General features: G+C 64.2%; 25 protein-coding genes. 9 read left to right on the forward strand and 16 right to left on the reverse strand.

The annotated features are described in order from the left end of the window. The 7 genes from pheT to infC all read right to left on the reverse strand — a co-directional run. Positions 1–1,884, reverse strand: a 1,884-nt coding sequence (gene pheT / locus EN949_RS12385) for a phenylalanine--tRNA ligase subunit beta (protein ID WP_127371699.1), incomplete at its 3' end; no start/stop codon positions are given. Continuing rightward, positions 1,881–2,303, reverse strand: a complete 423-nt coding sequence (locus EN949_RS12390; protein ID WP_013528308.1) for a GFA family protein — start codon at positions 2,301–2,303, stop codon at positions 1,881–1,883. The genes pheT and EN949_RS12390, both read right to left, overlap by 4 nt. Then, positions 2,300–3,397, reverse strand: coding sequence for a phenylalanine--tRNA ligase subunit alpha (gene pheS / locus EN949_RS12395; RefSeq protein WP_013528309.1), 1,098 nt, complete (start codon positions 3,395–3,397; stop codon positions 2,300–2,302). The genes EN949_RS12390 and pheS overlap by 4 nt, the downstream gene beginning before the upstream one ends. A gap of 153 nt (positions 3,398–3,550) precedes the next feature. Then, positions 3,551–3,952: a 50S ribosomal protein L20 gene (rplT, locus tag EN949_RS12400; protein ID WP_013528310.1), complete on the reverse strand. Its 402-nt coding sequence runs from the start codon at positions 3,950–3,952 to the stop codon at positions 3,551–3,553. A 93-nt stretch (positions 3,953–4,045) separates the two neighbouring features. Next, positions 4,046–4,249: a 50S ribosomal protein L35 gene (gene rpmI / locus EN949_RS12405; protein WP_006201248.1), complete on the reverse strand. Its 204-nt coding sequence runs from the start codon at positions 4,247–4,249 to the stop codon at positions 4,046–4,048. A gap of 181 nt (positions 4,250–4,430) precedes the next feature. Beyond that, on the reverse strand, positions 4,431–5,078 hold the full coding sequence (locus EN949_RS12410; RefSeq protein ID WP_013528311.1) for an isoprenylcysteine carboxylmethyltransferase family protein: 648 nt from the start codon (positions 5,076–5,078) through the stop codon (positions 4,431–4,433). A 163-nt stretch (positions 5,079–5,241) separates the two neighbouring features. Beyond that, positions 5,242–5,778 (reverse strand): translation initiation factor IF-3, encoded by a 537-nt coding sequence (infC, locus tag EN949_RS12415; protein WP_013528312.1) that lies wholly within the window; start codon positions 5,776–5,778, stop codon positions 5,242–5,244. Positions 5,779–5,998: 220 nt separating this feature from the next. Here infC and EN949_RS12420 point away from each other — a divergent pair, with 220 nt between their 5' ends. The 4 genes from EN949_RS12420 (at position 5,999) to EN949_RS12435 (ending at position 9,370) form a co-directional block, all read left to right on the forward strand. Beyond that, complete coding sequence (locus EN949_RS12420; RefSeq protein ID WP_013528313.1) at positions 5,999–6,769, forward strand: alpha/beta hydrolase; 771 nt, start codon at positions 5,999–6,001, stop codon at positions 6,767–6,769. Continuing rightward, positions 6,769–7,911 (forward strand): benzoate/H(+) symporter BenE family transporter, encoded by a 1,143-nt coding sequence (locus EN949_RS12425; protein WP_127371700.1) that lies wholly within the window; start codon positions 6,769–6,771, stop codon positions 7,909–7,911. The genes EN949_RS12420 and EN949_RS12425 overlap by 1 nt, the downstream gene beginning before the upstream one ends. A 117-nt stretch (positions 7,912–8,028) precedes the next feature. Further along, the gene (locus EN949_RS12430) at positions 8,029–8,511 is read left to right on the forward strand and encodes a DUF2852 domain-containing protein (RefSeq protein WP_013528315.1); all 483 of its coding nucleotides are present in this window, start codon (positions 8,029–8,031) and stop codon (positions 8,509–8,511) included. Positions 8,512–8,611: 100 nt separating this feature from the next. After that, positions 8,612–9,370 (forward strand): M48 family metallopeptidase, encoded by a 759-nt coding sequence (locus tag EN949_RS12435; protein ID WP_013528316.1) that lies wholly within the window; start codon positions 8,612–8,614, stop codon positions 9,368–9,370. A gap of 4 nt (positions 9,371–9,374) precedes the next feature. Here EN949_RS12435 and EN949_RS12440 read toward each other — a convergent pair whose 3' ends face one another. Then, entirely contained in the window at positions 9,375–9,593 is a 219-nt protein-coding gene (locus EN949_RS12440; RefSeq protein WP_013528317.1) for a hypothetical protein, read from the reverse strand. Between the two features lie 112 nt (positions 9,594–9,705). Here EN949_RS12440 and EN949_RS12445 point away from each other — a divergent pair, with 112 nt between their 5' ends. The 5 genes from EN949_RS12445 (at position 9,706) to EN949_RS12465 (ending at position 15,020) form a co-directional block, all read left to right on the forward strand. Then, a complete protein-coding gene (locus EN949_RS12445) occupies positions 9,706–10,365 on the forward strand; it encodes a phosphoribosylanthranilate isomerase (protein ID WP_013528318.1) in 660 nt (219 codons plus the stop codon). Between the two features lie 91 nt (positions 10,366–10,456). Beyond that, entirely contained in the window at positions 10,457–11,707 is a 1,251-nt protein-coding gene (gene trpB / locus EN949_RS12450) for a tryptophan synthase subunit beta (protein ID WP_013528319.1), read from the forward strand. A gap of 2 nt (positions 11,708–11,709) precedes the next feature. Beyond that, on the forward strand, positions 11,710–12,549 hold the full coding sequence (trpA, locus tag EN949_RS12455) for a tryptophan synthase subunit alpha (protein ID WP_013528320.1): 840 nt from the start codon (positions 11,710–11,712) through the stop codon (positions 12,547–12,549). 100 nt (positions 12,550–12,649) lie between these two features. Beyond that, positions 12,650–13,576 carry an acetyl-CoA carboxylase, carboxyltransferase subunit beta gene (gene accD / locus EN949_RS12460; protein WP_013528321.1) on the forward strand — a complete coding sequence of 309 codons (927 nt, stop codon included), beginning with the start codon at positions 12,650–12,652 and terminating at the stop codon, positions 13,574–13,576. 118 nt (positions 13,577–13,694) lie between these two features. Then, on the forward strand, positions 13,695–15,020 hold the full coding sequence (locus EN949_RS12465; RefSeq protein ID WP_013528322.1) for a folylpolyglutamate synthase/dihydrofolate synthase family protein: 1,326 nt from the start codon (positions 13,695–13,697) through the stop codon (positions 15,018–15,020). A 64-nt stretch (positions 15,021–15,084) separates the two neighbouring features. Here the strand turns inward: EN949_RS12465 and EN949_RS12470 are convergent, their stop codons facing one another. The 8 genes from EN949_RS12470 to EN949_RS12505 form a co-directional block, all read right to left on the reverse strand. Next, positions 15,085–15,498 carry a type II toxin-antitoxin system VapC family toxin gene (locus EN949_RS12470; RefSeq protein WP_013528323.1) on the reverse strand — a complete coding sequence of 138 codons (414 nt, stop codon included), beginning with the start codon at positions 15,496–15,498 and terminating at the stop codon, positions 15,085–15,087. Further along, positions 15,495–15,743 carry a type II toxin-antitoxin system VapB family antitoxin gene (locus EN949_RS12475; RefSeq protein ID WP_013528324.1) on the reverse strand — a complete coding sequence of 83 codons (249 nt, stop codon included), beginning with the start codon at positions 15,741–15,743 and terminating at the stop codon, positions 15,495–15,497. Before EN949_RS12475 ends, EN949_RS12470 begins: the two co-directional genes overlap by 4 nt. A 108-nt stretch (positions 15,744–15,851) precedes the next feature. Further along, positions 15,852–16,133 carry a cupin domain-containing protein gene (locus EN949_RS12480; protein ID WP_013528325.1) on the reverse strand — a complete coding sequence of 94 codons (282 nt, stop codon included), beginning with the start codon at positions 16,131–16,133 and terminating at the stop codon, positions 15,852–15,854. 128 nt (positions 16,134–16,261) lie between these two features. Next, a complete protein-coding gene (trxA, locus tag EN949_RS12485) occupies positions 16,262–16,585 on the reverse strand; it encodes a thioredoxin (protein ID WP_013528326.1) in 324 nt (107 codons plus the stop codon). A gap of 76 nt (positions 16,586–16,661) precedes the next feature. Then, on the reverse strand, positions 16,662–20,180 hold the full coding sequence (gene addA, locus EN949_RS12490) for a double-strand break repair helicase AddA (protein ID WP_013528327.1): 3,519 nt from the start codon (positions 20,178–20,180) through the stop codon (positions 16,662–16,664). Then, a complete protein-coding gene (gene addB, locus EN949_RS12495) occupies positions 20,177–23,311 on the reverse strand; it encodes a double-strand break repair protein AddB (protein WP_013528328.1) in 3,135 nt (1,044 codons plus the stop codon). The genes addA and addB overlap by 4 nt, the downstream gene beginning before the upstream one ends. Further along, on the reverse strand, positions 23,308–24,036 hold the full coding sequence (locus EN949_RS12500; RefSeq protein ID WP_013528329.1) for a nucleotidyltransferase family protein: 729 nt from the start codon (positions 24,034–24,036) through the stop codon (positions 23,308–23,310). Before EN949_RS12500 ends, addB begins: the two co-directional genes overlap by 4 nt. After that, a complete protein-coding gene (locus EN949_RS12505) occupies positions 24,033–25,544 on the reverse strand; it encodes a bifunctional tRNA (adenosine(37)-N6)-threonylcarbamoyltransferase complex ATPase subunit type 1 TsaE/phosphotransferase (RefSeq protein WP_013528330.1) in 1,512 nt (503 codons plus the stop codon). The genes EN949_RS12500 and EN949_RS12505 overlap by 4 nt, the downstream gene beginning before the upstream one ends. Between the last annotated feature and the right edge of the window lies 1 nt (position 25,545).

Genomic DNA, 25,545 nt, shown 5'->3' on the forward strand with positions numbered 1-25,545 from the left:
GCAGGCTTCCAGTGCGGCGATCGCATCGGCCTTGGCGTCGAACACGCCGACTGGACCGGAATTGCCGGCCCAGTTGCGGCCGGAACCGTCGAGCTTGGCGGTGCCGCGACGCACGCCGGCGGCGACGCGCCGCTGCTGGTCGGCGCCGTCGCCCTCATAAGTGCCCGACACTTCGAACAGCGCCACGTCGCCAATACCCTTGTCGGCGTTGCGCTGGGCAGCCGCGATCAGCCCCGGCAGCAGCGAGGGCCGCATGTCGGACATATCGGCGGCGATCGGGTTGGCAAGCTTCAGCGCGGTCTGGCCGCCGCCGAACAGCTCGGCATGCTTGGCCGGAATGAACGACCAGGTAACGGCTTCCATCATGCCGCGCACGGCAAGCGCGCGCTTGGCCGTGCGGGTACGGACCTGCAGCGTGGTGAGGATCTTTGCATTGACCGCGTCATGCGCACCGAGCGGCTGCGGCGCGATGTTGTCGACACCGTGGATGCGCATGACCTCCTCGACCAGGTCTGCCTTGCCATCGACGTCGGGGCGCCAGGACGGCACGGCGACATCGACGACATCGCCCGAGCCCTCCGGCTTGAAGCCGAGGCGCGACAGGATGTCGAGGCTTTCCGCGCTGGGAACCTCGATGCCGGTCAGCCGCTTCACTTCCGAAAGCGGGAAGGAAACGATCTTCGGCGTGTGACCGGCATAACCGACGACCTCCATTTCGGTCGGCGTGCCGCCGCAGAAATCGAGCACCAGTTTCGTCGCCAGTTCGACGCCCGGAACCATGAATTCGGGGTCGACGCCGCGCTCGAAACGGTAGCGCGCGTCGGTAATGATGCCGAGCGTGCGGCCGGTGCGCGCCGTGGTGATCGGATCCCAAAGGGCGGATTCGATCAGCACATCTGAGGTGTTCTCGTCGCAGCCCGAATGCTCGCCGCCCATGACGCCGGCGATCGACTCGACGCCGTTGTCATCTGCGATGACGCACATTTCCGGCGTCAGCGTGTATTCGCGGCCGTCGAGCGCCTGCACCTTTTCACCATCGCGCGCGCGGCGCACGACGAGATTGCCGGCAACCTTGCTGGCGTCGAACACATGCAGCGGGCGGCCGCGGTCGAAGGTGACGTAGTTGGTGATGTCGACCAGTGCGCTGATGGGTCTCAGCCCAATGGCGATCAGCCGCTGCTGCAGCCATTTTGGCGAGGGTCCATTCTTGACGCCCTTGACCAAGTTGAGCGCGAAGCCGGGGCAAAGCTCCGGCGCTTCGATCGTCACCTTGATCGGACACATGCCATTGCCGACATGCGGCATGATGGCGCCGCCGACGAGGCGGCCAAGCCCGCTCGCCGCCAGATCCCTGGCGATGCCGTAGACGCTGGTGGCATCCGGCCGGTTCGGCGTCAAGTTGATCTCGATGACCGGATCGTCGATGTGCGCATAGGCGGCGAAGCTGGTGCCGACCGGCGCATCCTCAGGCAGGTCGATGATGCCATTGTGTTCGTCGGACAGCTCCAGCTCGCGCTCGGAACACATCATGCCGTGGCTTTCGACGCCCCTGATCTTGCCGACCGTCAGCGTTACGTCGATGCCGGGCACATAGGTGCCGGGCGCGGCAAAGGCGCCGATCAGGCCCGCGCGAGCGTTTGGCGCGCCGCAAACGACCTGCACCGGAGGCTTGCCGTCGCCGGTGTCGACGGTCAGCACGCGCAGCCGGTCGGCATCGGGATGCTGAACCGCCGTCAGCACCCTGGCGATGACGAATGGTTTCAGGCTCGACTTGTCGTCGACATGCTCGACTTCGAGACCGATCGAAGTCAGCCGCTCGACGATCTCGTCGAGCGTGGCGTCGGTCTCGAGGTGGTCCTTGAGCCAGGAGAGGGTGAATTTCATGGGACTGTTCCGTCTGGTCTTTTGACGCTTGATTTCAGATGTCTCGGCAGGTCGTCGGACATATGCAGGAAGGCAAGCTGCTCGCCGATATAGGCATGCAGCGTCGGCTGGAAATCGGCCGGCATGTCCATGGCGCCGAGCATGAAGTAGATGTCTTCTTCCAGCCGCTCGTCGACATAGGCGATGGGTGAGCCGCAGGTGCCGCAGAAAGAGCGCGTCACCGGGCCGTTCTCATACATCTTCAGCGCCTTGCCGGTGAACGCGACCTGATCGACCAGGAAGCCGACAAAGGCCGACACCGGCGCGCCGCTGGCCCGCCGGCAATCGCCGCAATGGCAGTAGCTGACGTGATGCGGTTCGGCAGAGGCCTCGAACCGCACGGCGCCGCAGCGGCAGCCGCCGGCATAGGGCGCTGTCATGCGCTCAGGCCTCCGAACAAAGTCGGCATGTCGAGCGGCCGGAAGCCGTAGTGCGACAGCCAGCGCACGTCTGCATCGAAGAAGGCGCGCAGGTCCGGCATGCCGTATTTCAGCATGGCGATGCGGTCTATGCCCATGCCCCAGGCAAAGCCCTGATATTCGTCCGGATCGAGACCGCCATGGCGCAGCACATTGGGATGCACCATGCCGCAGCCGAGGATCTCCATCCAGTCGGAGCCTTCGCCGAAGCGCACCTCGCCGGGCCGCGAGCGATCGCACTGGATGTCCACCTCGAGGCTTGGCTCGGTGAACGGGAAGAAGGACGGCCGGAAGCGCATCTTAACCTGCGGCACCTCGAAGAAGGCCTTGCAGAACTCCTCCAGCACCCACTTCATGTTGGCGACGTTGGCTGTCTTGTCGATCACCAGCCCCTCGACCTGATGGAACATCGGCGAGTGGGTGGCGTCCGAATCCTGCCGGTACGTCTTGCCAGGAATGACGATGCGGATCGGCGGCTTCTTCGTTTCCATGGTGCGGATCTGCACCGGCGAAGTGTGCGTGCGCAAAAGCTTGCGCTCGCCCTTCTCGTCCGGCTGGAAGAAGAAGGTGTCGTGCATCTCGCGCGCCGGGTGGCCTTCGGGAAAATTCAGCGCGGTGAAATTGTAATAGTCGGTCTCGATATCGGGACCTTCCGCGATGGAGAAACCGAGATCGCCGAAGATCGCGGCAATCTCGTCGATGACCTGGCTGATCGGATGGATACGGCCGCGCTCGGCCGGCGACTGCCGCACCGGCAACGTCACGTCGACCTTTTCGGCGGCGAGGCGGGCGGTGATCGCCACATCCTTGAGCTCAGCCTTGCGGGCAGTCAGCGCGTCGGTGACGCGGTTCTTGAGGCCGTTGATGGCCGGGCCTTTGATCTGGCGCTCCTCGGCGGTCATGGCGCCAAGTGTCTTCAGCATCTCGGACACGCTGCCCTTCTTACCGAAAGCAGCGATGCGCACGGCCTCGATGGCCGGCTCATCGGCGGCCGAGGCGATCTCGGCCAGAAGTGAGTTTTCAAGCGTATCCAGGCCAGTGGTTGCGTCGTTCACGGTCAAACTCGCTGCGTTGGGAGGTCGGCCTCAAAGTGAAAGTCACTCCTAAAGTGAAATCACTCCAAGGATCAGGCAAAAGAAAAACCCGCGCCAGCCGTGCCAGCGCGGGTTCCCCAAATCAGAATTGCGAATGCTTGGGAAGCGCTGGTCTTAGGCGACAGCGCTTTCAAAAGCGTTCGGCGTGGTGTTCTTCAGATATTCGAGCGCCACCTTGGCCTTGGCGACCAGGGCCGCGAAAGCCTGCGGCTCGTGGATGGCCATGTCCGACAGGATCTTGCGATCGATCTCGATGCCCGACTTGTTGAGGCCGTCGATGAAGCGGCCATAGGTCAGGCCATGCTCGTGGGTCGCGGCGTTGATACGCTGGATCCACAGCGCGCGGAAGGAGCGCTTGCGGTTCTTGCGGTCGCGGTAAGCGTATTGCAGCGACTTTTCCACCGCCTGCTTGGCGATGCGGATGGTGTTCTTGCGGCGGCCGTAGAAGCCTTTCGCGGCTTTCAGGACCTTCTTGTGCTTGGCGTGCGAAGTGACGCCTCTTTTTACGCGTGCCATGTCATGATCTCCTTAAAAGCAATTCCAGGAAAAGTGCCTTGCGGTTTTCCGTTCGGAATTGCGTAAAACAAATGCGTGTCCGGACCGAATGCCTTAGAGGCCATTCGGCAGAAAATTCTTGATGACCTTCTTGCCATCCGGTTCAGCCAGAACCATCGTGCCGCGGGCATTTCGAATGAACTTGTTGGAACGCTTGATCATGCCGTGACGCTTGCCGGCCGCAGCCGACAGGACTTTACCCGTACCTGTGATCTTGAACCGCTTCTTGGCGGCCGATTTGGTCTTCATCTTGGGCATTTTGCTACTCCGTATTGTTGGCGCACTATCGCGCTTCTTGTTCGCTTCAGGCCGACCAAAGCCCGAAAAGCAAATGAAACCGCCACGGCATGCCCTGCCGGGCGGTTTTCTTGAACGGCGGTGCTATACGTCAAAGACGGCCCGCGCGCAACACCTGTGGAGATGCGGCGCTGTGTCCTCGTCAGGGCAGCGTGAACCAGACCGGCAACATGCCTGACAGCTGGGCGCCGTCGATCAATTCGAAGGCCGGCAGCGCGATCAGAAACACCAGGCCGTCGAGCAGCGTGGTCAACAGCAGGCGCGGCTTGAAGTTTCCGGTATCGCCCTCCTGGTAGAGCGACAGTTTTGGGAAGAAGCGCGGCACCCGCGCCAGATAGGCCTGATACGGCGCGCCGAGCGCTTCCTTGAGGAACTTCTCCTCGCGCAGGATGACGATATGGAACGCCCCCGCGCACAAAAGCCCGAAGAGGATGATACCGGAGAACGAACCGATCTGCGCGCCGACACCGGCTGCGGCTACGGTCGAGAACACATAGAGCGGGTTGCGGGTGATCGAGTAAGGCCCGCCAGTCACCACCTCGGACGATTTGCGCCCGCCTATGTAGAGTGTCGCCCAAAGGCGGCCCACGATGCCGAGGAAAATCAGCAGCACGCCGAACATTTCGATCGTCTCGTGCACGGCTGTGTCGGGCGGAAACGTCGATTGGCCAAATAGCAATGCTGCAAACAGCACGACCACGAGAACGGCAAGCACTATCCGGCGCATATGCTGGTAATTGCCCAGCCCGTGTTTGAAGTCCACGTCCGAAACCTTGACTTCATCGACCATAGTGAATCCGATCGTCAGGAATTTTGCCGGCGATCGCAGCGTCTGAACAAGAAGAAGGCGTCCCGCCGATCGCCGGGACGCCTTGCGATGTGATTCAGGCGGATTTAAGCGCGATGGCCAAGCCTGACGTCATCGTGATCCTAGATACGCGCCGATGCAGATCTTAGCGCGGCGACAGCACCATCATCATCTGGCGGCCTTCGAGCTTCGGTTCCGCTTCGACCTTGGCAATCGTCGCCACTTCCTCGCGGACCTTGTTCAGAAGCTGCATGCCGAGTTCCATATGCGCCATCTCGCGGCCACGGAAGCGCAGCGTCAGCTTGACCTTGTCGCCTTCCTCGAAGAAGCGGCGAACCGCCTTCATCTTGGTCTCGTAGTCATGGCTGTCGATGTTCGGGCGCATCTTGATCTCCTTGATCTCGATGACCTTCTGGTTCTTGCGCGCCTCGGCCGCCTTCTTCTGGTTGGCGTATTTCAACTTGCCGAGATCAAGGATCTTGACGACGGGGGGCACCGCGTTGGGCGATATCTCGACGAGATCGAGCCCGGCCTCTTCGGCCAGCAGCAATGCGTCGTTGATGGAAACATCGCCGCGGTTCTGGCCTTCGGCGTCGATAAGCTGGACCCGGGGAACCCGGATGTCACGGTTGGAGCGCGGGCCATCCTTGGTCGGCGCCGCTGCTTTGAAAGGTCTGCGAATGGTCGTGGTCTCCTTGGCCGTTTCGTTCAGGATTTGTCAGTGTTGATGCATGGACGCGCCAATGTGGTGAGCGCGCGGGCGGAGTCAATAGCACAGCATTGACAGAAAATCACCCTGATCGCTGTCCTGCACCAAACAAAGAACATAGTGAGCACTTTTCGCCACGCCACCGACCGTGCCACAAGAATCCCGCGCCAGAAGAGGGCCTGAGGAAAAAGCCATGACCGCAACGCCCCCCGTCTTTATGGATGTCGATGGATCGCGCATCGCGGTGCGCCATACTGCTGGCTCTACGCCCGGCATCGTCTGGCTCGGCGGCTACAAGTCGGACATGCTGGGCGCGAAGGCGCAGACGCTGTCGGACTGGGCGGCAAAAGAAGGCCGCGCCTTTCTGCGCCACGATTATTCCGGCCATGGCGAATCCGGCGGCGCCTTTGCCGACGGCACGATTTCGACATGGCTTGCACAAAGCCTTGCCGTGTTCCGGCATTTCACCAAGGGCAAACAGATCCTGGTCGGCTCCTCGATGGGCGCCTGGATCGCGCTGCGCATGGTGCAGGAATTGCGCAAGGCTGATGACAGCAACGTCGCCGGCCTGGTGCTGCTGGCGCCGGCACCGGATTTTACCGCTGAACTGATCGAACCGGTGCTGACCAAGGCGCAGAAGCGCGATCTCGCCAAAAAAGGTTTCTTCGAAGAGCCGTCGAACTATTCCACGGAACCCTACATCTACACCCGCGCCCTGATCGAGGACGGGCGCGACAACCTGACAATGACAGGCCCGATCGACACCCATTGCCCGGTGCATATCCTGCAGGGCCTGGCCGATGCGGATGTGCCGGCAAGCCATGCACTGAAGCTGGTCAGCCTGCTGCCCGCCGACGACGTGACCCTGTCGCTGATCCCTGACGGCGACCATCGCCTGTCGCGACCGCAGGATCTCGACATGCTGGTGCGGGCCGTCGATGCGATGGCGCAGAGGGGAAACTGATGCGCCTTTCCATTCCGATATCCGCCTTCGTCGCGGCGATCGTCGGCTTCGGCGGCACGCTGGCCATCGTCATCGCCGCCGCCAACGCAGTCGGCGCGACGCAGATCGAGACGGCAAGCTGGGTGACGACGATCTGCCTGGCCATGGCGATCGAGAGCCTGTGGCTGTCATGGCGAACGAAAATGCCAGTCATCACCGCCTGGTCGACGCCGGGCCTGGCGCTGATCGCGGCATCGAGCGGCTTTTCGATGGGTGAGGCCGTCGCCGCCTTCATCGTCACCGGCGTCCTTCTGATCGCCACCGGGCTGTTTCGGCCCCTGACGAAGCTGATCTCGAGAATACCGCCTTCCGTCGCCTCGGGCATGCTGGCCGGTATCGTCGTCACCTTCGCGCTCAATGCGGTGAAGACCATTCCCATCGACCCGTGGCTGATCCTGCCGCTGATTGCAGCCTTCTTCGTCATCCGCCTGTTCAACCCGGCGCTGTCGGTGCTGGCGGTGCTGATCGGCGGTGGCCTTGCCGCTTTCCTCACCGGCCGTGTCGGCGGCCTGCCGACACCGGAACTGTCGACGCTGACGCTGATTGAGCCTGATTTCACCGCCAAGGCGGTGATCGGGCTGGCACTGCCGCTCTATCTCGTCACCATGGCTTCGCAGAACCTGTCCGGCCTCGCCGTGCTGCGCGCCGCCGGCTACCATCCGGAGCCCGGCCCGCTGATCGGCGTCACCGGCCTGTTTTCGCTGCTGTCGGCGCCGTTCGGCGGCTCGACCACCAATCTGGCGGCGATCTCGGCGGCGATCTGCACCGGGCCGGACGTCCACCCCGACCCCGCCGAGCGCTGGAAGACCGGGCCGTTCTATGCGCTCGCCTATCTCATCTTTGCGATTTTCGGCGCTTCGCTGGTGGCGATCTTCGCGGTGCTGCCACAGAGCCTGATCGTACTGGTGGCGGGCCTGGCGCTGATGGCGTCGCTCGCCAACGCGCTTTCTATCGCGCTGAAGGAAGAGGCGGATCGCATGGCCGCCACCGTCACCTTTGTCGTCACCGCGTCGGGTCTGACGCTGTTCGGCGTTGGCGCCGCATTCTGGGGCCTGATTGCCGGGCTGGTCGTGCTTTTCCTCGATATGATCAAAAAGCGATAAACATTTCAGATGCTTGTCCGGATTTGGCGGACATTGTCTTGAATCGCCGTTTTTCTCTTCCCATTTCGATTCCACGCAGCCGGGTTTGGCTGTCTCCAACCGAAGGAATGGGAGAAAATGAACACATCCGCATTGATCCGTCCGGCCTGGACGCCGGCAACCATCGCGTTGATGGTTGTGGGTTTCATGGTGTTCTGGCCACTCGGCTTCGCCATGCTCGCCTACATCATCTGGGGCGACCGCCTCGATGGCTTCAAGCGTGACGTCAACCGCGCGACCGACGGCATCTTCGCCGGTTGCCGCCGCGGTTCCGACAAGGCCGCGCGCTGGGGCAATGGTTCCGCCCGCACCGGCAACGTCGCTTTCGACGACTGGCGCGAAAAGGAACTTGAGCGGCTGAACGAAGAGCGCCGCAAGCTCGACGAGATGCTGACCCAGTTCGACGAATACGCCCGCGAATTGCGCCGCGCCAAGGACCAGGACGAGTTCGACCGGTTCATGGCCAACCGCAACAAGTCGACGGCTCCGACGAAGACCGATCCGGGCACTGGAACGACGACCACCAAGCGTGGCAAGGGTTCGAACCTGCTTGACGACTGAGATCCGGCGACTGGTCACATCGTGAAAAAACGGCGTCGCGCGAGCGGCGCCGTTTCTTTTTTGTTCTAGTCGTTTTTCTCGAATCGCGTATCGTCCCGCCATGACTCTCGGCTTCTTTCGCAATCTGACAAAGCCCAAGCCCACGCCTGTCGTGGAGCGCGAATATTGCGTCGCCGGTCGCACGCTGCCGCTCAAGATCGTCGAGAGCGCCAGGGCGCGCCGAATGACGCTGCGTATCGATTCAGGCGGCCAGGGTCTGCGCATCACCGTGCCGCCAGGCCTGCGCCGCGGCGAAGTGGACAGGTTCCTCGAGCGGCACCAGGACTGGCTGGAGCAGCGACTGGCCAAGGTGCCGACGCGGCCGCAAGTGCGGCCCGGCATCAGGATCCCGGTGCGCGGCGTGCCGCACCGCATCGTCCATGAACCGTCAAAGCGCGGCACCGTCACCGTGTCGCGCGACGAACGTGGTCCGCTCTTGATCGTGCATGGCGACCGCATACATCTGCCGCGCCGCCTCGCCGATTTCCTCAAGCGCGAGGCCAAGAAGGAAATCGAGAAGCTGGTGGCCAAGCACACCGAGGCGCTTGGCAAGCGCGCCAAGGCGATCCGCTTCAAGGACACGTCAAGCCGCTGGGGGTCATGCACCTCCGAAGGCAATCTGTCCTTTTCCTGGCGCATCATGATGGCGCCGTCGCCGGTCATCAACTATCTCGTCGCGCATGAAGTGGCGCATCTCAAGGAGATGAACCACGGCCCGAAATTCTGGAAACTGTGCGAAAAGCTCTGCCCCGACACCGATCGCTGCAAGGACTGGCTGAAGCGCAATGGCGGTGCGCTGCAGGCGATCATGTTCGAGTAGATCGCTAATCGTCGTTGGCGGCGTTCAAGTCTTCGGGCCGCAACCCCTCATCGCCATGATGCGGCCACGGCAGGAAATTGCCGTCGAACTCATCGCCGCCGAAATAGTCGAGCGCGCGGTGCGCCTCGGCGCCATTGAAGGCGGCCTTGTCGATCAGGTGCGCGATGACCTCGCGCGCCTGCGCAATCTTCTGCCTGAGTTCGGCTACGGTTCTGTCGGCCATGATCGTGCTCCCGCCTTGCGTCCTGTCCATCCATAGGTAGCGCCTTTGGCCGTGCCGGCAAACAGCATGCTTTTTCTCGACTCTTATCGCTTTTCATGCCAATTCCCGCGCCATGGCACTCGACATCAAAATCTGCGGCTTGAGGACCGACGCGGCAATGGCCGCGGCGCTGGCCGGCGGCGCCAGCCATGTCGGGTTTATCTTCTTCGCCAAAAGCCCGCGCTATGTCGAACCTGGCGAGGCTGGCCGTCTGCACGAGGCCGCGCGCGGCAAGGCGATGGCGGTTGCCGTCACCGTCGATGCCGGCGACGCCTTCCTGGATGAAATCGTTGCCAAAATGCAGCCCGACATGCTGCAGCTGCACGGCGCGGAAACGCCCGAGCGCGTCGCCGAGCTCAAAGCCCGCTATGGCCTGCCGGTGATGAAGGCGCTGCCGCTCAGCGAGGCCGCCGATCTCGAACGAATGAAGCCATTCATCGGCATAGCCGACCGGTTCCTGTTCGACGCCAAGCCGCCGAAAGGCTCCGAACTGCCGGGCGGCAATGGTGTTGCCTTCGACTGGCGCATTCTCGCCGGCCTTGACGGCGGCGTCGATTACATGCTTTCCGGTGGGCTCAACGCCGCCAATATCGGCGATGCCCTTCGGCTTGCCAACCCGCCTGGGATCGACATTTCTTCAGGCGTGGAAAGCGCGCCGGGCGTCAAGGATCCGGCGCTGATCGAACAGTTTTTCCGGGCCGTCAGGGCCGCGCGGAACACCCGCGCAGCCTAGTGGTGCCTCAAACCAGAGCATGTCCCGGAAAAGTGGGAACCGGTTTTCCGACAAGGACATGCCTCATAGTCAAGATGCCAGGAGATCGGCGATGAACAAGCCGGCGACACCCAATTCCTTCCGCACCGGGCCCGACGAACAGGGCATGTTCGGCATTTTCGGCGGTCGTTTCGTTGCCGAAACGCTGATGCCGCTGATCCTCGATCTGGAGCGGCACTGGAACGAGGTCAAGAACGATGCGGATTTCAGGGCTGAGCTGACTGACCTGTCGACCCACTATGCCGGACGGCCGTCGAAGCTTTATTTCGCCGAAGGCCTCACGAAGCATCTTCGTGAGGTTTCCTCGGCCAGGGGCCTCGCGGGCGGCGCGAAGGTCTACTTCAAGCGGGAGGATTTGAACCACACCGGTTCGCACAAGATCAACAACTGCCTCGGCCAGATCCTGCTGGCCAAGCGCATGGGCAAGAAGCGCATCATCGCCGAGACCGGCGCCGGCCAGCACGGCGTGGCCTCGGCCACGGTTGCGGCCCGCTTCGGCTTTCCCTGCGTCGTCTACATGGGCGCCACAGACGTTGCCCGGCAAAGCCCGAACGTCTTCCGCATGAAGCTGCTCGGCGCCGAAGTGCGCCCGGTGACCGCCGGCCACGGCACGCTGAAGGACGCCATGAACGAGGCGTTGCGCGACTGGGTCACCAATGTCGAGGACACCTATTACCTGATCGGCACCGCCGCCGGCCCGCATCCCTATCCGGAGCTGGTGCGCGACTTCCAGTCGGTGATCGGCATCGAGGCGCGGGCACAGATCCTCGAGCAGGAAGGCCGGCTGCCCGACACCATCATCGCCGCTGTCGGCGGTGGTTCGAACGCCATCGGCCTGTTCCATCCCTTCCTCGACGACAAGGAGGTCCGCATCATCGGCATCGAAGCCGGCGGTCGCGGTCTCGACGGCATCGAGCATTGCGCCTCGATGAATGCCGGCGCGCCGGGCGTGCTGCATGGCAACCGCACCTATCTCCTGCAGAATTCCGACGGCCAGATCATGGACGGCCATTCGATCTCGGCCGGCCTCGACTATCCCGGCGTCGGGCCGGAGCATTCCTGGCTGCGCGATTCAGGCCGGGTCGAATACGTGCCGATCCTCGATGACGAGGCGCTGGAGGCTTTCAAGCTGACGACGCGCGTCGAAGGCATCATCCCGGCGCTGGAATCGGCGCATGCCATCGCGCATGCGGTGAAGATCGTGCCTGCCATGGACAAGGATCAGATCGTCATCGTCAACCTGTCCGGCCGTGGCGACAAGGACGTGCACACGGTGGCTTCGATGCTGGGCATGGAGATCTGATCATGGCCACCCGCATCGACCGCCGCATGGCGAAGCTCAGGAACGAAGGCCGCCCGGCGCTCGTCACCTATTTCATGGGCGGCGACCCCGACTACGACACCTCTTTGTCGATCATGAAGGCGTTGCCGGGCGCAGGTTCCGATATTATCGAGCTCGGCATGCCGTTTTCCGATCCGATGGCCGACGGCCCGGCGATCCAGGCGGCGGGCTTGCGGGCGCTGAAAGGCGGCCAGACGCTGGCCAAGACGCTGAAGATGGCGGCCGACTTCCGCGCCGGCGACAATGAAACGCCGATCGTGCTGATGGGCTACTACAATCCGATCTACATCTATGGCGTCGACCGCTTCCTCAAGGACGCGATCGCCAGCGGCATCGACGGGCTGATTGTCGTCGACCTGCCCCCGGAGATGGATGAGGAACTGTGCATTCCGGCATTGAAAGCCGGCATCAACTTCATCCGGCTGGCGACGCCGACCACCGACGACAAACGCCTGCCCAAGGTGCTGCAGAACACGTCGGGCTTCGTCTATTACGTGTCGATGACCGGCATCACCGGCTCGGCGCTGGCCGACACCGGCAAGGTGGCGGCGGCGGTCAAGCGCATCAAGGGCCACACCGACCTGCCGGTCTGCGTCGGCTTCGGCGTCAAGACCGCCGAGCAGGCCCGGGTGATCGGCGCCAATGCCGACGGCGTCGTCGTCGGCACCGCGATCGTCAATGCGGTGGCCAATGTGCTGGGGCCGAAGGGCGAGAAGACCGCCGATCCGGCCGAGGCCGTCGCCACGCTGGTCAGCGGGCTTGCGCAAGGCGTGCGCTCGGCCCGCCTTGCTGCTGCCGAATAGTTTCCCTACGTCAGGTCTTGTGCATGCCGTTATCCCAGAACCGGTCCCACTTTTGGGCGACATGCATTAGCAACTCTTCGTCAGGACAGGAGCCGAAGCGATGAACTGGATCACCAATTACGTTCGCCCGAAGATTAATTCGATGCTCGGCCGGCGCACCGACATGCCCGAGAACCTCTGGATCAAGGATCCGGAGACCGGCGAGATGGTGTTCCACAAGGACCTGGAATCGAACCAGTTCGTCATTCCCTCGTCCGGTCATCACATGAAGATCTCGGCCAAGGAGCGGCTGAAATTCTTCTTCGATGGCGGCAAATACGAGACCCTGGACAACCCGAAGGTGATGCAGGATCCGCTGAAATTCCGCGACGAGAAGCGCTATGTCGACCGGTTGAAGGACGCCAAGGCCAAGACCGGCCTTGAGGACGCGATCATCAATGCGCTGGGCACCGTCGAGGGTCTGCCGGTTGTGGTCACGGTGCAGGACTTCGCCTTCATGGGCGGCTCGCTCGGCATGGCCGCCGGCGACGCCATCGTGCACGGCTTCGAAGTGGCCCTGCAGCGCAAGCGGCCGCTGATCCTGTTTGCCGCTTCCGGCGGCGCCCGCATGCAGGAAGGTATTTTGTCCCTGATGCAATTGCCGCGGACAACGGTCGGTGTCGACCGGCTGAAGGAAGCCGGCCTGCCCTACATTGTCGTTTTGACCAACCCGACCACGGGCGGCGTGACCGCCTCCTACGCCATGCTGGGCGACGTGCACATCGCCGAGCCCGGCGCGCTGATCGGCTTTGCCGGACCGCGCGTCATCGAACAGACGATCCGCGAGAAACTGCCCGATGGCTTCCAGCGCTCCGAATATCTGATGGAGCACGGCATGGTCGACATGGTCGTATCCAGGCTGGAAATGCGTGAAACGATCGCGCGCCTGCTCAAGATGCTGCTCAAGCTGCCGGAAGAGCAAAAAACGCTGGAGCCGGAAATCCTGCCGCCGGCGGTGGTTGCCGCGGAAGCTCGGCCGCAAGCCTGAAGCGACACGAAGCGCCGCGACCGCGATTGCACGAGGGCTTCGGCGCGCTGTAGCCTTTGATTGCCATGGCCATCCGAAACCGATTCTGGTTTTCAGGCTCATGCGCTAGGATTCCACCATGACGACGCTTGCCGCCGACCGCGAAATCGAAGCCCTGATGGCGCTTCATCCGAAAGGCTTCGACCTTTCGCTCGACCGCATTTCGCGGCTGCTGGAGCGGCTTGACAATCCGCAGGACCGGCTGCCCCCGGTCATCCACATCGCCGGCACCAACGGCAAAGGTTCGTGCGCAGCCTTTTCACGCGCCCTGCTCGAGGCTGCGGACTACCGCGTCCATGTCCACACCTCGCCGCATCTGGTCAACTGGCATGAGCGCTACCGGCTGGCCGCCGATGGCGGCGGCAGGCTGGTCGAGGACAGGGTTTTCGCCGATGCCATTGCCCGTGCGGCCAGGGCCAATGAAGGCGAGAAGATCACCGTCTTCGAGATCCTCACCGCCGTCACCTTCCTGTTGTTTTCCGAACACCAGGCCGACGCTGCGATCATCGAAGTCGGGCTCGGCGGCCGCTTCGACGCGACCAATGTCATCAAGGAGCCGGCCGTGTCGGTGATCATGCCGGTGTCGCTCGACCACGAGGCCTATCTCGGCGACCGGGTCGAACTGATCGCGGCCGAAAAGGCCGGTATCATCAAGCCCGGCTGTCCGGTGGTCATCGGCGCGCAGGAGAGCGAAACGGCGCTGCAGGTGCTGATCGAAACCGCCGAGCGGCTTGAATGCCCCACCTTCGTCTACGGCCAAGACTTCCTTGCCTTCGAGGAAAACGGCCGCATGGTCTACCAGGACGAAGACGGCTTGATGGACCTGCCGCCGCCCAGGCTGCCCGGCCGCCACCAGTTCGCCAATGCGGCGGCGGCGATCGCCGCGGTCAAAGCGGCCGGTTTCGAGATCAGCCATCGCGCCGCCGAAAAGGCGATGGTCAATGTCGCCTGGCCCGGCCGCATGCAGAAGCTGGCGCAGGGCCGGCTGGCCGAACTGGCACCCAAGGGCGCCGATATCTGGCTCGACGGCGGCCACAATCCCGGTGCCGGCGTGGTGGTTGCCGAAGCGCTGGCCGAGCAGGAAGAGAAGAACCCGCGTCCGCTGTTCCTCATCTCGGGCATGATCAACACCAAGGACCAGAGCGGCTATTTCCGTGCCTTCAAGGGCCTCGCCCGGCATGTCTACACGGTGCCGGTGAGCCTCAGCGAGGCCGGCGTGCCGAACGACGAACTGGCGATCCGCGCAACGGAAGCCGGGCTGACCGCCGAGCCGGTGAGTTCCGTCGCCAGCGCGCTGATGCTGCTGCGCGACACCTGGGACGGCCCGTCGCCACGCATCCTGATCAGCGGTTCGTTGTATCTGACCGGAGCGGTGCTGGCCGAGAACGGCACCCCGCCGACCTGAAGCAGGCGGCTATTCATGCCTTGGGTGGCTGCGGCGGCTGAGGCCGAACCTTGGCTTTCGACCTTCAGAAATCCCACGGTGAGATCAGATCAAGGCTGGTGGTGCCAAAGTCGCTGAGATTGCGCGTTGCCAGCCGGCCACCGTTCACGCGCGCTATCGCCGCAATCATGCCATCGGGGGCTGACATGCCGCGACCTTGGCGTGTCGCGGCCCCCATGATCTCGCCGTAAGCCAAGGCAGCATCTTCAGTCAATCCAAAAATCCGGCCGGCAAATCGATGGCGCCACCGGGAAAGTCCCTGCTCCAGCCGATCGGCACGCTCATCAGGCCGTATTTTTTGGATGCCGAAGGCGATTTCAGCAATCGTCACTGTGGGAAGGGCCAGTTCAGCGTCATTGCGGACAAGCCACGCCAGGACAGCTTGGTCCGGCGCCTTCTTCAGACTCTCCGAAATCACGTTGGTATCGACGAAAATCAAAGCTCAAGTCCCGAATGAACCTGGCGGCCTTCGCGAATGATCTTTTCCAGATCGATGTCGGCGCCATGGTTTGCAGTCAAGCTGGCATAGAAGGTGGAAGCAGGTTCACGGCCAGCTTCACGAATTTCGTAGGATTCGAGCGCACGTTCGACCACATCGGCTATCGAACGATTTTCACGACGAGCAAGTCTATGAGCCAAGTCGCGTGCTTTTGCGCTTCGGACTGAGAGTTGTGGTTCGGCCATTTCGAACTCCCTTTTAGAACGGATATAGGCCGATCCACCGCTGCCATCAAGGTGGCAGTTGATGGCGTGCCATCACGCGGTGGATTTCCAGCGCATTGATAGGCGGCGTTACTTCAACTCTATCTCGATAAACGCGTATTCGCCTTCATTGGCGTTGATGACGTCGTGCTCTACGCCCTCCTTGCGGAAATAGGGCGCGCCCTTCTTCATCTCGGCAAAGGATTCGCCGTCCTTGGTCAACAGCTTCACCTTGCCGTCCATCAGCGGCACGACGACATAGTCGTGGCCGTGGCGATGCCAGCCGGTGTTCTCGCCCGGCGCGAAGCGGTATTCGGTGACGATGACACGCTCGTTGTCGATGAAGACGGTGGCCTTGGCGGATCCGGTCATGGAGTTCTCCTGTCTGCCTCGAGCAGATGACATGGAGTGCCCGGATGCGAGAGCCAGAGCCACGCACCGATGACGCCAACAAAAAGCCCGGCGCGAGGCCGGGCTTGATACCAGGAATTTCAGATGGGTCAGGCGAGGTTGCCATTGATCCAGTGCGACAGCGCGGTCTTCGGCGCGGCACCGACCTTCATGTCGGCCATTTCGCCGCCCTTGAAGATCATCAGCGTCGGGATCGAGCGCACGCCGAACTGGGCGGCAAGCTCCGGATTCTCGTCGATGTTGAGCTTGGCGATCTTGACCTTGGCGCCAAGTTCGGTGGCGATATCTTCGAGCGCCGGCGCAATCATCTTGCAGGGACCGCACCATTCCGCCCAGAAATCGACGACGACCGGTACGTTGGCGTCAAGCACGTCAGCCTGGAAGTTGCTCTTGTCGACCTTCACGGTTGCCATATGGAAAAATCCTTTTGAAAGTTTTTGTCCCACCAAATGTGGTGGTGATCGCGCCCTTCTTCAAGCAGGTGTTGTGTCACGCTCCCGTGAGTCGAGCAAGGGCGTCGTCCATGGCGCTGGCAGGCAGTTCGATCAGCCGCGGCGCCTCGGTGAACAGCAAGGCCGCCTTGACCGTGCGGCCGGGATAGAGCGGCTGCAACAGCGCGCGGTAGAGCGCCAACTGCAGGACATAAGCCGGCGGCACCTCGGCCAGAGTGGCGGGCGCCGGCCGGTTGGTCTTGTAGTCGACAATCGATACCGTGTCCGGCGTTACCGCCAGCCGGTCGATCTTGCCGGAAATCGAGCGCTTCTTGCCCTTGACCTCCAGGCTGCCCATGATCGCAACCTCGGCACGCGACGATGGCGCAAACAGCTGACCGAAGCCGGGATCGGCAAGGATCGATGTGACCGACGCCAGGGCCTTTTCACGCTCTGATGGCGGCCAGTCTGCACCGGTTCGCAAGAGATAGCGTTCTGCCGCTCCCGCACGTTCGGGCTCGGCAATACCGGGCAGCATCTGCAGCAGTTTGTGGAGGGCGAGCCCACGCTGCACGGCAAAGCCGGGCTCGGCATCGGCGTCGAGCACCGGCGACGCCTTGTCGACAACGGCTTGCTTGCCTTCGTCGATCAGCGCCGAGGCGCCCGATGGCGACAACGGACGCGGCAGATCCTCGAAGGGCAGCAAGGGCCGGAACAGCGTCGCCGGCAAAGGCCCAAAAGCGTCGGCCTGCCGTACCTGCTCGGCGGAACTTGGCGCGACGGGGGGCAGCTTGGTGACATGGAAACGGTGCACCGGCTCGCCGCCGGCGGGATGCGCACGCTGCTCGCTCTCCGGCGCACCGATCAGCGCGCGGCTGACGATCGAGTGCCAGGTGCCGGCGTTCGGCGCCCGCTTGCCATGATAGCCGCAGACGATCAGCCGGTCCTCGGCACGGGTCATGCCGACATAAAGCAGCCGGCGGTATTCGTCGTCGGCGAGTTCCCGTGCCCTTGAGGCCGCCGCTTTCGAAAAACCGTTGGCGACCTCGCTGGCCGAGCGCCAGAGATAGCCCTTGCCATCCCAGTTCGCGCCGGAGCTATCGAAGGGCATCAGGCGCGGCAAATGCTGGTCGCTGAACGGCGCGGAACCGCCATCGACCAGGAACACGACGGGCGCTTCCAAGCCCTTGGCGGCGTGCACGGTCATGACCCGGACCTCGTCGCGGGTCTGGTCCATCTCGCGCTTGATCTCGGGACCGGCGTTTTCCAACGTCGACAGGAAGGCTTCCAGCCCCGGCAGGCCGGTTCGCTCCTCGGCGAGGCAGAAGCTCAGGAACTCGTCGAGAATATCGCCGGCTTCGGGCCCGAGCCGCGCGATCATCTTGCGGCGCACGCCATCGCGCGCCAGCAGGGCGGCATAGAATTCGAACACCGGCTTAAACGCGGCTTCGTTCGTCCAGATGTCGACCTGGGCGACGATCTTCGCCAGTCTCTCGCTTTCGCCGGCGTGCTGTCGCAGCGATGCGATCAACGACAGACCAGCCGGCCTCTGCGCGGCGAGCATGAACAGCGCCTCTTCCGGCAGATCGAAGATCGGGCTGCGCAACACGGCGGCAAGCGACAAATCGTCCTGCGGCTGGATGAGGAGGTGACCGAGCGCAATCAGATCCTTGACCGCGATGTGCCCGGGCAGGCTCAACCGGTCGGCGCCGGCAACCGGAATGTCGCGGCGTTTGAGTGCGCGGGTCAGGGCATGGACGAAGCGATCGCGCTTGCGCACCAGCACCAGCACATCGCCCGGCCGCAGCCACTTGCCGCGGCCTTCGATGATTTCGCCACTGCCGATCCAGCCGGCGATGGTGACGGCGACGTTCTCGGCCACGCGCACCGCCGGCGCGTGGGCATGGTCGATGGCTTGCGTCCAGTCGTCGGGCTCATCGACAACATCGGCGCCGACCGACGGCCACACCTCGACATAGCCCGGCGCGTCGGTGCGGATCGCCTGGTGGCGAAGCGGATCGGGATCATGACTGATGCCGCGCCGCACGGCTGGATCGGCGAAGACGCGGTCGACCGCGGTCAGAACATCGTCGGTCGAGCGGAACGACCAGGTCAGCTTGAGGTCGGCGAAGGACGCCTCGGCGTCACGCACTCGTCCGGCAAACAACAGCCGGCTGTCGGCGAAGGAGTCCGGGGCCGCACCCTGGAATGAATAGATCGACTGCTTCTCGTCGCCGACGGCGAACACCGTGCGATGGACCCTGTCGCGTGCGCCAAAGCCGGCAAAGAATTCCTCCGCCAGCCGTTTCACCACTTCCCATTGGTCCGGACTGGTGTCCTGCGCCTCATCGAGCAGGATGTGGTCGATGCCCTGGTCGAGCTTGTACTGCACCCAGGGGCCGGCGTCCGGCCGCGCCAGCAGGTTGACGGTGCGGGTGATCAGGTCGTTGAAATCGAGGAAGCCGCGGCTGCGCTTCAGCATTTCGTAGCGGGCGATCAGCCAGTCGGCGATGGTCAGCGCGGCAGCCGTACCTTCAAGCATCCGGAACAGGGCCAGCCGATCGGTGGTTTCGACGATGGCGTTGGCGGCCGAGAGATAACGCTCCGCCAGATCCGGCAACCGGTCGACCAGGGCCCTCTTGAAGGCCTTTGCCGGGTCGTAAGCGTCGCCATCGGTCTTGAGGAAGGCTCGCGCGAGCAGTTGCAGGCGGCGAATGGGATCGCCCTCGGCAAAGGCCTGCCGCGCATAGGGCAGGATGTTGTTCAGTACCGATCTGGCGTCGGTGGCCTCGGCGGCGTGGGCGAAGCCGGCAAAATAGTCGGGCAGGAAGCCCGGCAACGGCCATACCGAAGCGGCTATGCCCTCGGCTGTCTGGCCTGGATGGAAATGGAATTCGTCGAACAGGGCCTGGAAGTGCGTGCCATCGCGCCCGACCGCGTCGATGAAATGGCGCAAGCCGTCGCGCTTGCGCACAATCTCACCCAGCAAGGCGTCGAGCCCGGCTTCGCCGCCCCGATCGAGAATGGAGGCAAAAGCCTCGGCCAGATCCCTGTCACCGGCGGACGTGCCCGAAATCATCTCGCGGCGCGCCGCGGCAAACAGCGATGCCTCCATCTGGCCGTCGAGCATCTCGAAATGGGCCGGGATGTTGGCCTCCAGCGGGAACTGGTGCAGCACCGATTCGCAGAAGGCGTGAATGGTCTGGATCTTCAGCCCGCCGGGCGTTTCCAGCGCCTCGGCGAACAGGCGCCGCGCCCGGCGCATGGTCTCGAGATCGGGCCGGCGCCCCTCCAGCGCCTCGACCTTTGCCGCCAGATCCACGTCACCAAGCGTCGTCCACTCCGACAGTGTCGAAAAGACCCGGTTCGACATGTTGGCGGCGGCGGCGCGCGTATAGGTCAGGCACAGGATCTTCGACGGATCGGTGCCGCGCAGCAGCAGCCGGATGACGCGCTGCGCCAGCACATGGGTCTTGCCGGAGCCGGCATTGGCCGACACCCAGGCGGAATTGCCGGGGTCGGCGGCGCGGGCCTGGCTGGTCGCGGTGTCGCTGGGAATGGGATAGGCCTTCTTCATGCCTCCCCTCCCTCGTCGCCGGCATCGCCGCCTGCCGACCATTCGAGCACGCGGGCAAGATGGTCGTAGTCGCCATCCGTCTCGCCTTCGCGGAACGGCAGCGCGCGCGACAGATACCCGGTCGCAGGGTCCGCATAGTGGATCAGCAGCTTTTCCAGCCGTGCCCAGGCCTCTTCGGCAAGATCGGTCGCGGTTCGCGGCTGGCGGTTGTGTTCGAGGATGGATTCCTCGAACACCTCGCCATTCGGCTTCAGCCTGATGAAAGCCAGTTGAGAGGGCTCACGCACGCCCAAATCCTTGAAGGCGCCGCGCCTGAGCAGCGCGCCCTCGAGCGCCAGTTGCGGCGCAAGCAGTGTGTGCGCCTGCGCCTTGGACGGCGAGGAGCCGGTCTTGTAGTCCAGTATGTCGGCCATGCCGCCGGCCAGAAGGTCGACGCGGTCGGCGTAGCCGGACAGCGTCACGCCGGACTGGCCGACAACGGTCTTTCCGGCGCGCTCCTCGGCATGGCGCCTTGTCACAGCATCAGCGCGCGTGCGCTCCCACTCGATGATGTTGGCGGCGAGTTTCTCGAAGCGCGGCCACCACACCGCCTCGACGTCGGCCGGAAGGGCGGCTTCGGCAAAGCAGGCGCGGCCGGCGGCGATGAGGCCGGCAAGCGCATCGGGAGCGCGCGGATCGGCGACGCTGCCTGAGAACAGGTGCAGGATGGCGTGAAACAGCGTGCCGCGCTCGGCCGCACCAGGGTCGCGAATAACCGGATCGAGCGGCATCAGGCCGAGGATGCGTCTTGCATAGACGGCGTAGGGGTCACGGCGCAGGGTCTCGATCTCGGTGACCGAGAAATGCGTCGGGCGCACCGACAGCGGCGGCTTCGGCTGCGGCCGTGGCGCGAAATCCTGCCTTGGGCCGGCATCCAGCGCGCGCGCCCAGGCGAGCAGCTCGTCGCCACGCCGGCGCAGCTCCGCTGCCTGGTCGCTGCCGATGAAGGTCAGCAGCCGCTGAAGCCAGCGCGACGGCACGGCGGGTGCATCGCCGGCACGTGCCGAGCGGGACAGCACCACCTTCCCGGCGCCCATGGCCATCTGGAAATCATGCGCGGCAAGGCCGATACGCCGCTCGGGCGGTTCGAGGTCGATGCCGGTCTTCATCAGCCGCGACATGAAGCGGTCGCTCTCTGGCTTGCGCGGCCATACGCCCTCGTTGAGCCCGCCGATGACCAGCGTGTCGACCGTCTGCAACCGGGCTTCCAGCGCGCCCCAGATGGCGATGTTCCGGTCGGTGCCTTGTGCCGGCTTGACCGTTTCAGGCGCGATCAGCGCCGCCATGATGTCGGGCCACTCGGTCGCCGCGAAGGACAGCGAAGCCGAAGCCGCGACCAGCCCGCGCAGCAGTTCGGCAAGCTTCTCGCCGGCGTCACCGGCATAGAGTTCGCCAAGGCCGCCGTCGGCGATGCGGCCGAGATTTTCGAGTGTCACGACACTGGCCCTGACAAGCGCGGCAAGGTCGGCGTCATCCCGGCCTCGGAAGGCTGCGAGCGGCGCCAGCGCCTGCTTGAGACGTTCGAGCAAATTCCGCGCAGTTTCGATAGAGCGCACGGTCAGCCGGGAAAACCAGAAGGGCTGCCGGCTGCCGCCGCCCAAGCCGGTGAGGCGGGCTTCGAACAGTTCCGGTAGCGAAACGATGTCGGGGCGGCCTGTGCCGCCGCGCAACGCCACCAGTTCGATCAGCTCCGCCGCGTGGCGCACATCGGCCCGTTCGAGGCCGAGGCCGAGCAGCGGATGCTTGAGCAGCGACAGCAGGCCAACCGGATCGCCTGGCCGGAACAGTGCCTCGAGCGCCAGCCTGAGCAGGCTGGCCGCCGGAGTGTTGGCGAGCGGTGTGCCACCGGAATCGTCGGCAACGACGCCGAAGCGCTGGAGCTCGATCGAGACGCGCCGCGCCAGCGCGCGGTCGCCGGTGACGAGAGCCGCCCTTTGGCCGGGCTGTTCGACCGCGCGCTTGAGCGCGACGGCGATGGCGACGGCCTCATCACGTTCGCTGGCGGCTTCGAGCAAGGTCACCTCGGCGAAGGCGCCGGCAATGTCGGACGCCGGGAAACCGGCACGTGTCTCGGCCCAGAGTTCGGTGGTTTCGGCCGGCCGCAGCGCTTCGCCGACAAGGGCAGCGCGAAGCGCACGTCGCGGTTCGGCCACGCCAATCTCCTCGACGTCGCCGCGCAATACGCCGATCTTGCCGATCAGCCTGGCCAAGCCATATTGCGGGTGGCCGAGTACGGCTGGACGCGCGCCAGGCGCGGCAATCGCCTGGAACGACGCTTCGTCCAGCGTCCGGTCGAGACCCGGCAGCACGATGGCGCCGCCGGGCAGGCGCGCGATCGCGGCAAGCAATTCGGCCGTCGCTGGTATCGAGCCGGTCGAGCCTGCGGCGATGACCGGGCCGGCGGGCGGATTGCGCTGCAGCCGCGCCGCCTCGGCGCGGATCAGCGCGCTGCGATGCGCGGCCGGATTGGAGCGGTCGCTTTCCGCGAGGAATTTCGGCCAGGCTTCGGTGACGATGCCGAGGAATTCGAGCGTCACCTGCCACCATCCGGCAAGATTGCCGGTCACCAGATCGGTGAGCTTGGCCCAGTCGGTGCCTTCCGTCTCGATCTCGTCCATCAGCCGGGCGAGATCGCGCGCCAGCCAGATCGCGTCGGCGGTGGAAGCCGGGATGACGATCTCCTCGGCGAAAAGGGCGGCGACATGCGCCGGCAGCCGGCGTTTCCAGGCGCGCACCAGCGGCGTCAGCAGCAACAGGCGTTCGGTTGCCGAAATCGGCGGCGCCAGATCGATGGCCGCCGCTGCCTCGGTCTCGAACGCAGCCTCATCCTCGTCGAATTCGCCGAGTGGCCGGATGACCGGCAGGATCGCCGAGCCGCCGCCGCCGCGTGCCGCCAGGCTGTCGACGAAGACACCCCGCAAGGCACGCGCGGCACGGCGTGTCGGCACATAGATGGTGGCATCGGCCAAAGCGAGCGGGTCGCCGTCGAATCGAAACCCCGGAACAAGACGGCCGGCAAGCAGCGCCTCGGCAAGCGTCGGCAGAAACGGCGCTCCGGGCGGGATCGAGAAAACGCGGCTGGAGCCGCTCATTGCGACTCGATGAGCGCACCGGCGACCGCCGCTTCCGCGAGCGGTACGGCATCGGGCGTGCCGACGGTGATCCAGTGGCCATGCATGGGCATGCCGAACAGGCGCCCTGCGGCGATGGCGGAATCGAAATAGGCGTTGAGCGAGTGCGGCCCGGCCGGTGCGCCCTTGAACAGGCGCGGATCGACGATCGCCGCGCCGGCATAGATCAGCCCCGCCGGATCCCCCTTTGAACGCCGCAAGCCGCCATCCGGCGCCACCAGGAAATCGGTGCTGCCGCAGTGTCCGGTCGCCTGTTGGAGATCCGCCAGCATCAGCAGAATATCCATTTTCGCCGCGTCCCATGCAAGGGCGAGGCGCTGGAGATTGAGAGGACCGTCATCGATCCAGAAGGTGTCGGCATTGAGGATGTAGAAGGGTCGCTCGCCCAGTTCCGGCAGCGCCTTGACGATGCCGCCGGCGGAATCGAGCAGTTGTTCGCTCTCATCGGAAATGACGATTTTTGGCGCGCGGCGCGCGGCGACATGGGCGAGGATCTGTTCGGGAAAATAGTGGACGTTGACCACGGCCTTCGCGACACCGGCGGCAGCCAGGCTGTCGAGGCTCCAGTCGAGCAACGTCTTGCCGGCAATCCTGACCAGCGGCTTGGGAATGGTGTCGGTAATCGGCCGCATGCGTTTGCCAAGGCCGGCGGCAAGTACGATGGCGGTGTCCGGTCCTGCTGTCACAGCGCTCGCTCCTCCAGCAAACCGTGGGCGTCGTAGAACTCGCGCAGGCTTGCCAGCGCCGGATGAGACAAGGCCCGGCGCAGATAATCGCGAATGCGCGGCAGGTGTTTTAGATAATAGGGCTTGCCGTCGCGCTTTTCGAGGCGGACGAAGATGCCGAGGATCTTGGAATTTCGTTGCGCCGCCATGATGGCGTAGGATTCCAGGAAGCTTGCCTCGTCGAAAGCACCGGCTGCGTGGCGCGCCGCGACATAGGCATCCAGCGTCTTTCTCTCGATCTCGGGCGACATCGTAACACGCGCGTCCATGGCCAGCGAGGCGACGTCATAGGCGGACGGGCCGATCAGCGCATCCTGGAAATCGACGATGCCCAGCCGATCATGCCCTGAACGGTCGCCGCGCCAGATGATGTTGGGCGAATGGAAGTCGCGCAGCATCAGCGTATATTCGCGGCCGTGCAGCCGGTCGAGGAGCGCGCCCCATTGCTTGTGGTAGCCGGCGCGCAAGGCACCGCTTGCCGGGCTGCCCGTTATTGCCGGCACGTACCAGTCGACCAGCAGATCGGCCTCGATCATCATGGCCTCGCGGTCGAAAGGCGGGACATCGTGGAAGCCGCCATGCCCTGTTTCCAGGCGCTGCGGCCAGGTCCTGCCATGCATCATGGCCAGCAGCTCGGCCGCCGCCGCGCAGCGCTCGGGCAGCGGCTGGCCATCGCTGCCGAGGAACCCTTCCGAGCCAAGATGCTCGAGTAGCAGGAATCCCTGCTCCTGGTCCTCGGCATGGATTTCCGGAACGCTGACGCCGCCTGCCCTTAAGGCGCGGTCGATGGCGACGAAAGCGGAAACCGACTGGGCGGTGTGGGCGATCTCGGCATAGGGCTTGCCGTCGCGGACCGGCGGGCCGAGCACCAGCCGTGGCGAGTTCATCAGCACTTGCGGCTTTTGGCCCGGCAGCGAAACGATCTCGTAAGAGCGGGCAGAAGCATCGCCAATGAAATGGCGGCGCTGCGCTTGCGCCCAGCCGGCGCTCACGAGAAAGTCGCGCATGGCCAGCGACCTTGCGGCCCGATCGAAGGCAGGTCCCTGCCCCGACAATCGTGCCAGCCGGCCGTTGCCATGCTGGACGAGCTCGATCAGGACCGTGGTTTTCGGCAGATGGGCTTCCGCCCGCTCCGGCCATTCGACCAAAGCAGCACCTTGCGCCAAGGCTTCGTCGAAACCAAGCTCATCGATCTCGTCGGCCGAGGACAGGCGGTAGAGATCGAAATGATGCACCGGAATGCGGGTGTCGTAGCTCTGCACCAGCGTGAAGGTCGGGCTCGGAACGTCGAGGCCGGCATCGTCGGCCAAGGTCCTGATCAAGGCCCGCGCCAGCGTCGACTTGCCGGCGCCCAGATCGCCCTTCAGGGCAAGCACGTCGCCTGGGCGCAGCGACAGCGCCAGATCTTCGCCCAGCCGCGCTGTCTGGGTCTCGTCGGCGAGTAATCGCTCCAGCACCAGTCCGGTCATC

This window comes from Mesorhizobium sp. M7A.F.Ca.US.007.01.2.1, from assembly GCF_003998165.1.
Lineage (GTDB): Bacteria > Pseudomonadota > Alphaproteobacteria > Rhizobiales > Rhizobiaceae > Mesorhizobium > Mesorhizobium ciceri.

What these genes read in the sequence shown, in the direction of transcription:
- rpmI (WP_006201248.1), bottom strand. Translation starts at nt 4,249, where the DNA reads ATGCCCAAGATGAAGACCAAATCGGCCGCCAAGAAGCGGTTCAAGATC.
- accD (WP_013528321.1), top strand. Translation starts at nt 12,650, where the DNA reads ATGAACTGGATCACCAATTACGTTCGCCCGAAGATTAATTCGATGCTC.
- EN949_RS12445 (WP_013528318.1), top strand. Translation starts at nt 9,706, where the DNA reads ATGGCACTCGACATCAAAATCTGCGGCTTGAGGACCGACGCGGCAATG.
- trpB (WP_013528319.1), top strand. Translation starts at nt 10,457, where the DNA reads ATGAACAAGCCGGCGACACCCAATTCCTTCCGCACCGGGCCCGACGAA.
- EN949_RS12410 (WP_013528311.1), bottom strand. Translation starts at nt 5,078, where the DNA reads ATGGTCGATGAAGTCAAGGTTTCGGACGTGGACTTCAAACACGGGCTG.
- EN949_RS12435 (WP_013528316.1), top strand. Translation starts at nt 8,612, where the DNA reads ATGACTCTCGGCTTCTTTCGCAATCTGACAAAGCCCAAGCCCACGCCT.
- EN949_RS12425 (WP_127371700.1), top strand. Translation starts at nt 6,769, where the DNA reads ATGCGCCTTTCCATTCCGATATCCGCCTTCGTCGCGGCGATCGTCGGC.
- EN949_RS12420 (WP_013528313.1), top strand. Translation starts at nt 5,999, where the DNA reads ATGACCGCAACGCCCCCCGTCTTTATGGATGTCGATGGATCGCGCATC.
- EN949_RS12440 (WP_013528317.1), bottom strand. Translation starts at nt 9,593, where the DNA reads ATGGCCGACAGAACCGTAGCCGAACTCAGGCAGAAGATTGCGCAGGCG.
- EN949_RS12430 (WP_013528315.1), top strand. Translation starts at nt 8,029, where the DNA reads ATGAACACATCCGCATTGATCCGTCCGGCCTGGACGCCGGCAACCATC.
- addB (WP_013528328.1), bottom strand. Translation starts at nt 23,311, where the DNA reads ATGAGCGGCTCCAGCCGCGTTTTCTCGATCCCGCCCGGAGCGCCGTTT.
- trxA (WP_013528326.1), bottom strand. Translation starts at nt 16,585, where the DNA reads ATGGCAACCGTGAAGGTCGACAAGAGCAACTTCCAGGCTGACGTGCTT.
- EN949_RS12475 (WP_013528324.1), bottom strand. Translation starts at nt 15,743, where the DNA reads ATGGCCGAACCACAACTCTCAGTCCGAAGCGCAAAAGCACGCGACTTG.
- EN949_RS12480 (WP_013528325.1), bottom strand. Translation starts at nt 16,133, where the DNA reads ATGACCGGATCCGCCAAGGCCACCGTCTTCATCGACAACGAGCGTGTC.
- EN949_RS12505 (WP_013528330.1), bottom strand. Translation starts at nt 25,544, where the DNA reads ATGACCGGACTGGTGCTGGAGCGATTACTCGCCGACGAGACCCAGACA.
- addA (WP_013528327.1), bottom strand. Translation starts at nt 20,180, where the DNA reads ATGAAGAAGGCCTATCCCATTCCCAGCGACACCGCGACCAGCCAGGCC.
- trpA (WP_013528320.1), top strand. Translation starts at nt 11,710, where the DNA reads ATGGCCACCCGCATCGACCGCCGCATGGCGAAGCTCAGGAACGAAGGC.
- rplT (WP_013528310.1), bottom strand. Translation starts at nt 3,952, where the DNA reads ATGGCACGCGTAAAAAGAGGCGTCACTTCGCACGCCAAGCACAAGAAG.
- EN949_RS12390 (WP_013528308.1), bottom strand. Translation starts at nt 2,303, where the DNA reads ATGACAGCGCCCTATGCCGGCGGCTGCCGCTGCGGCGCCGTGCGGTTC.
- EN949_RS12465 (WP_013528322.1), top strand. Translation starts at nt 13,695, where the DNA reads ATGACGACGCTTGCCGCCGACCGCGAAATCGAAGCCCTGATGGCGCTT.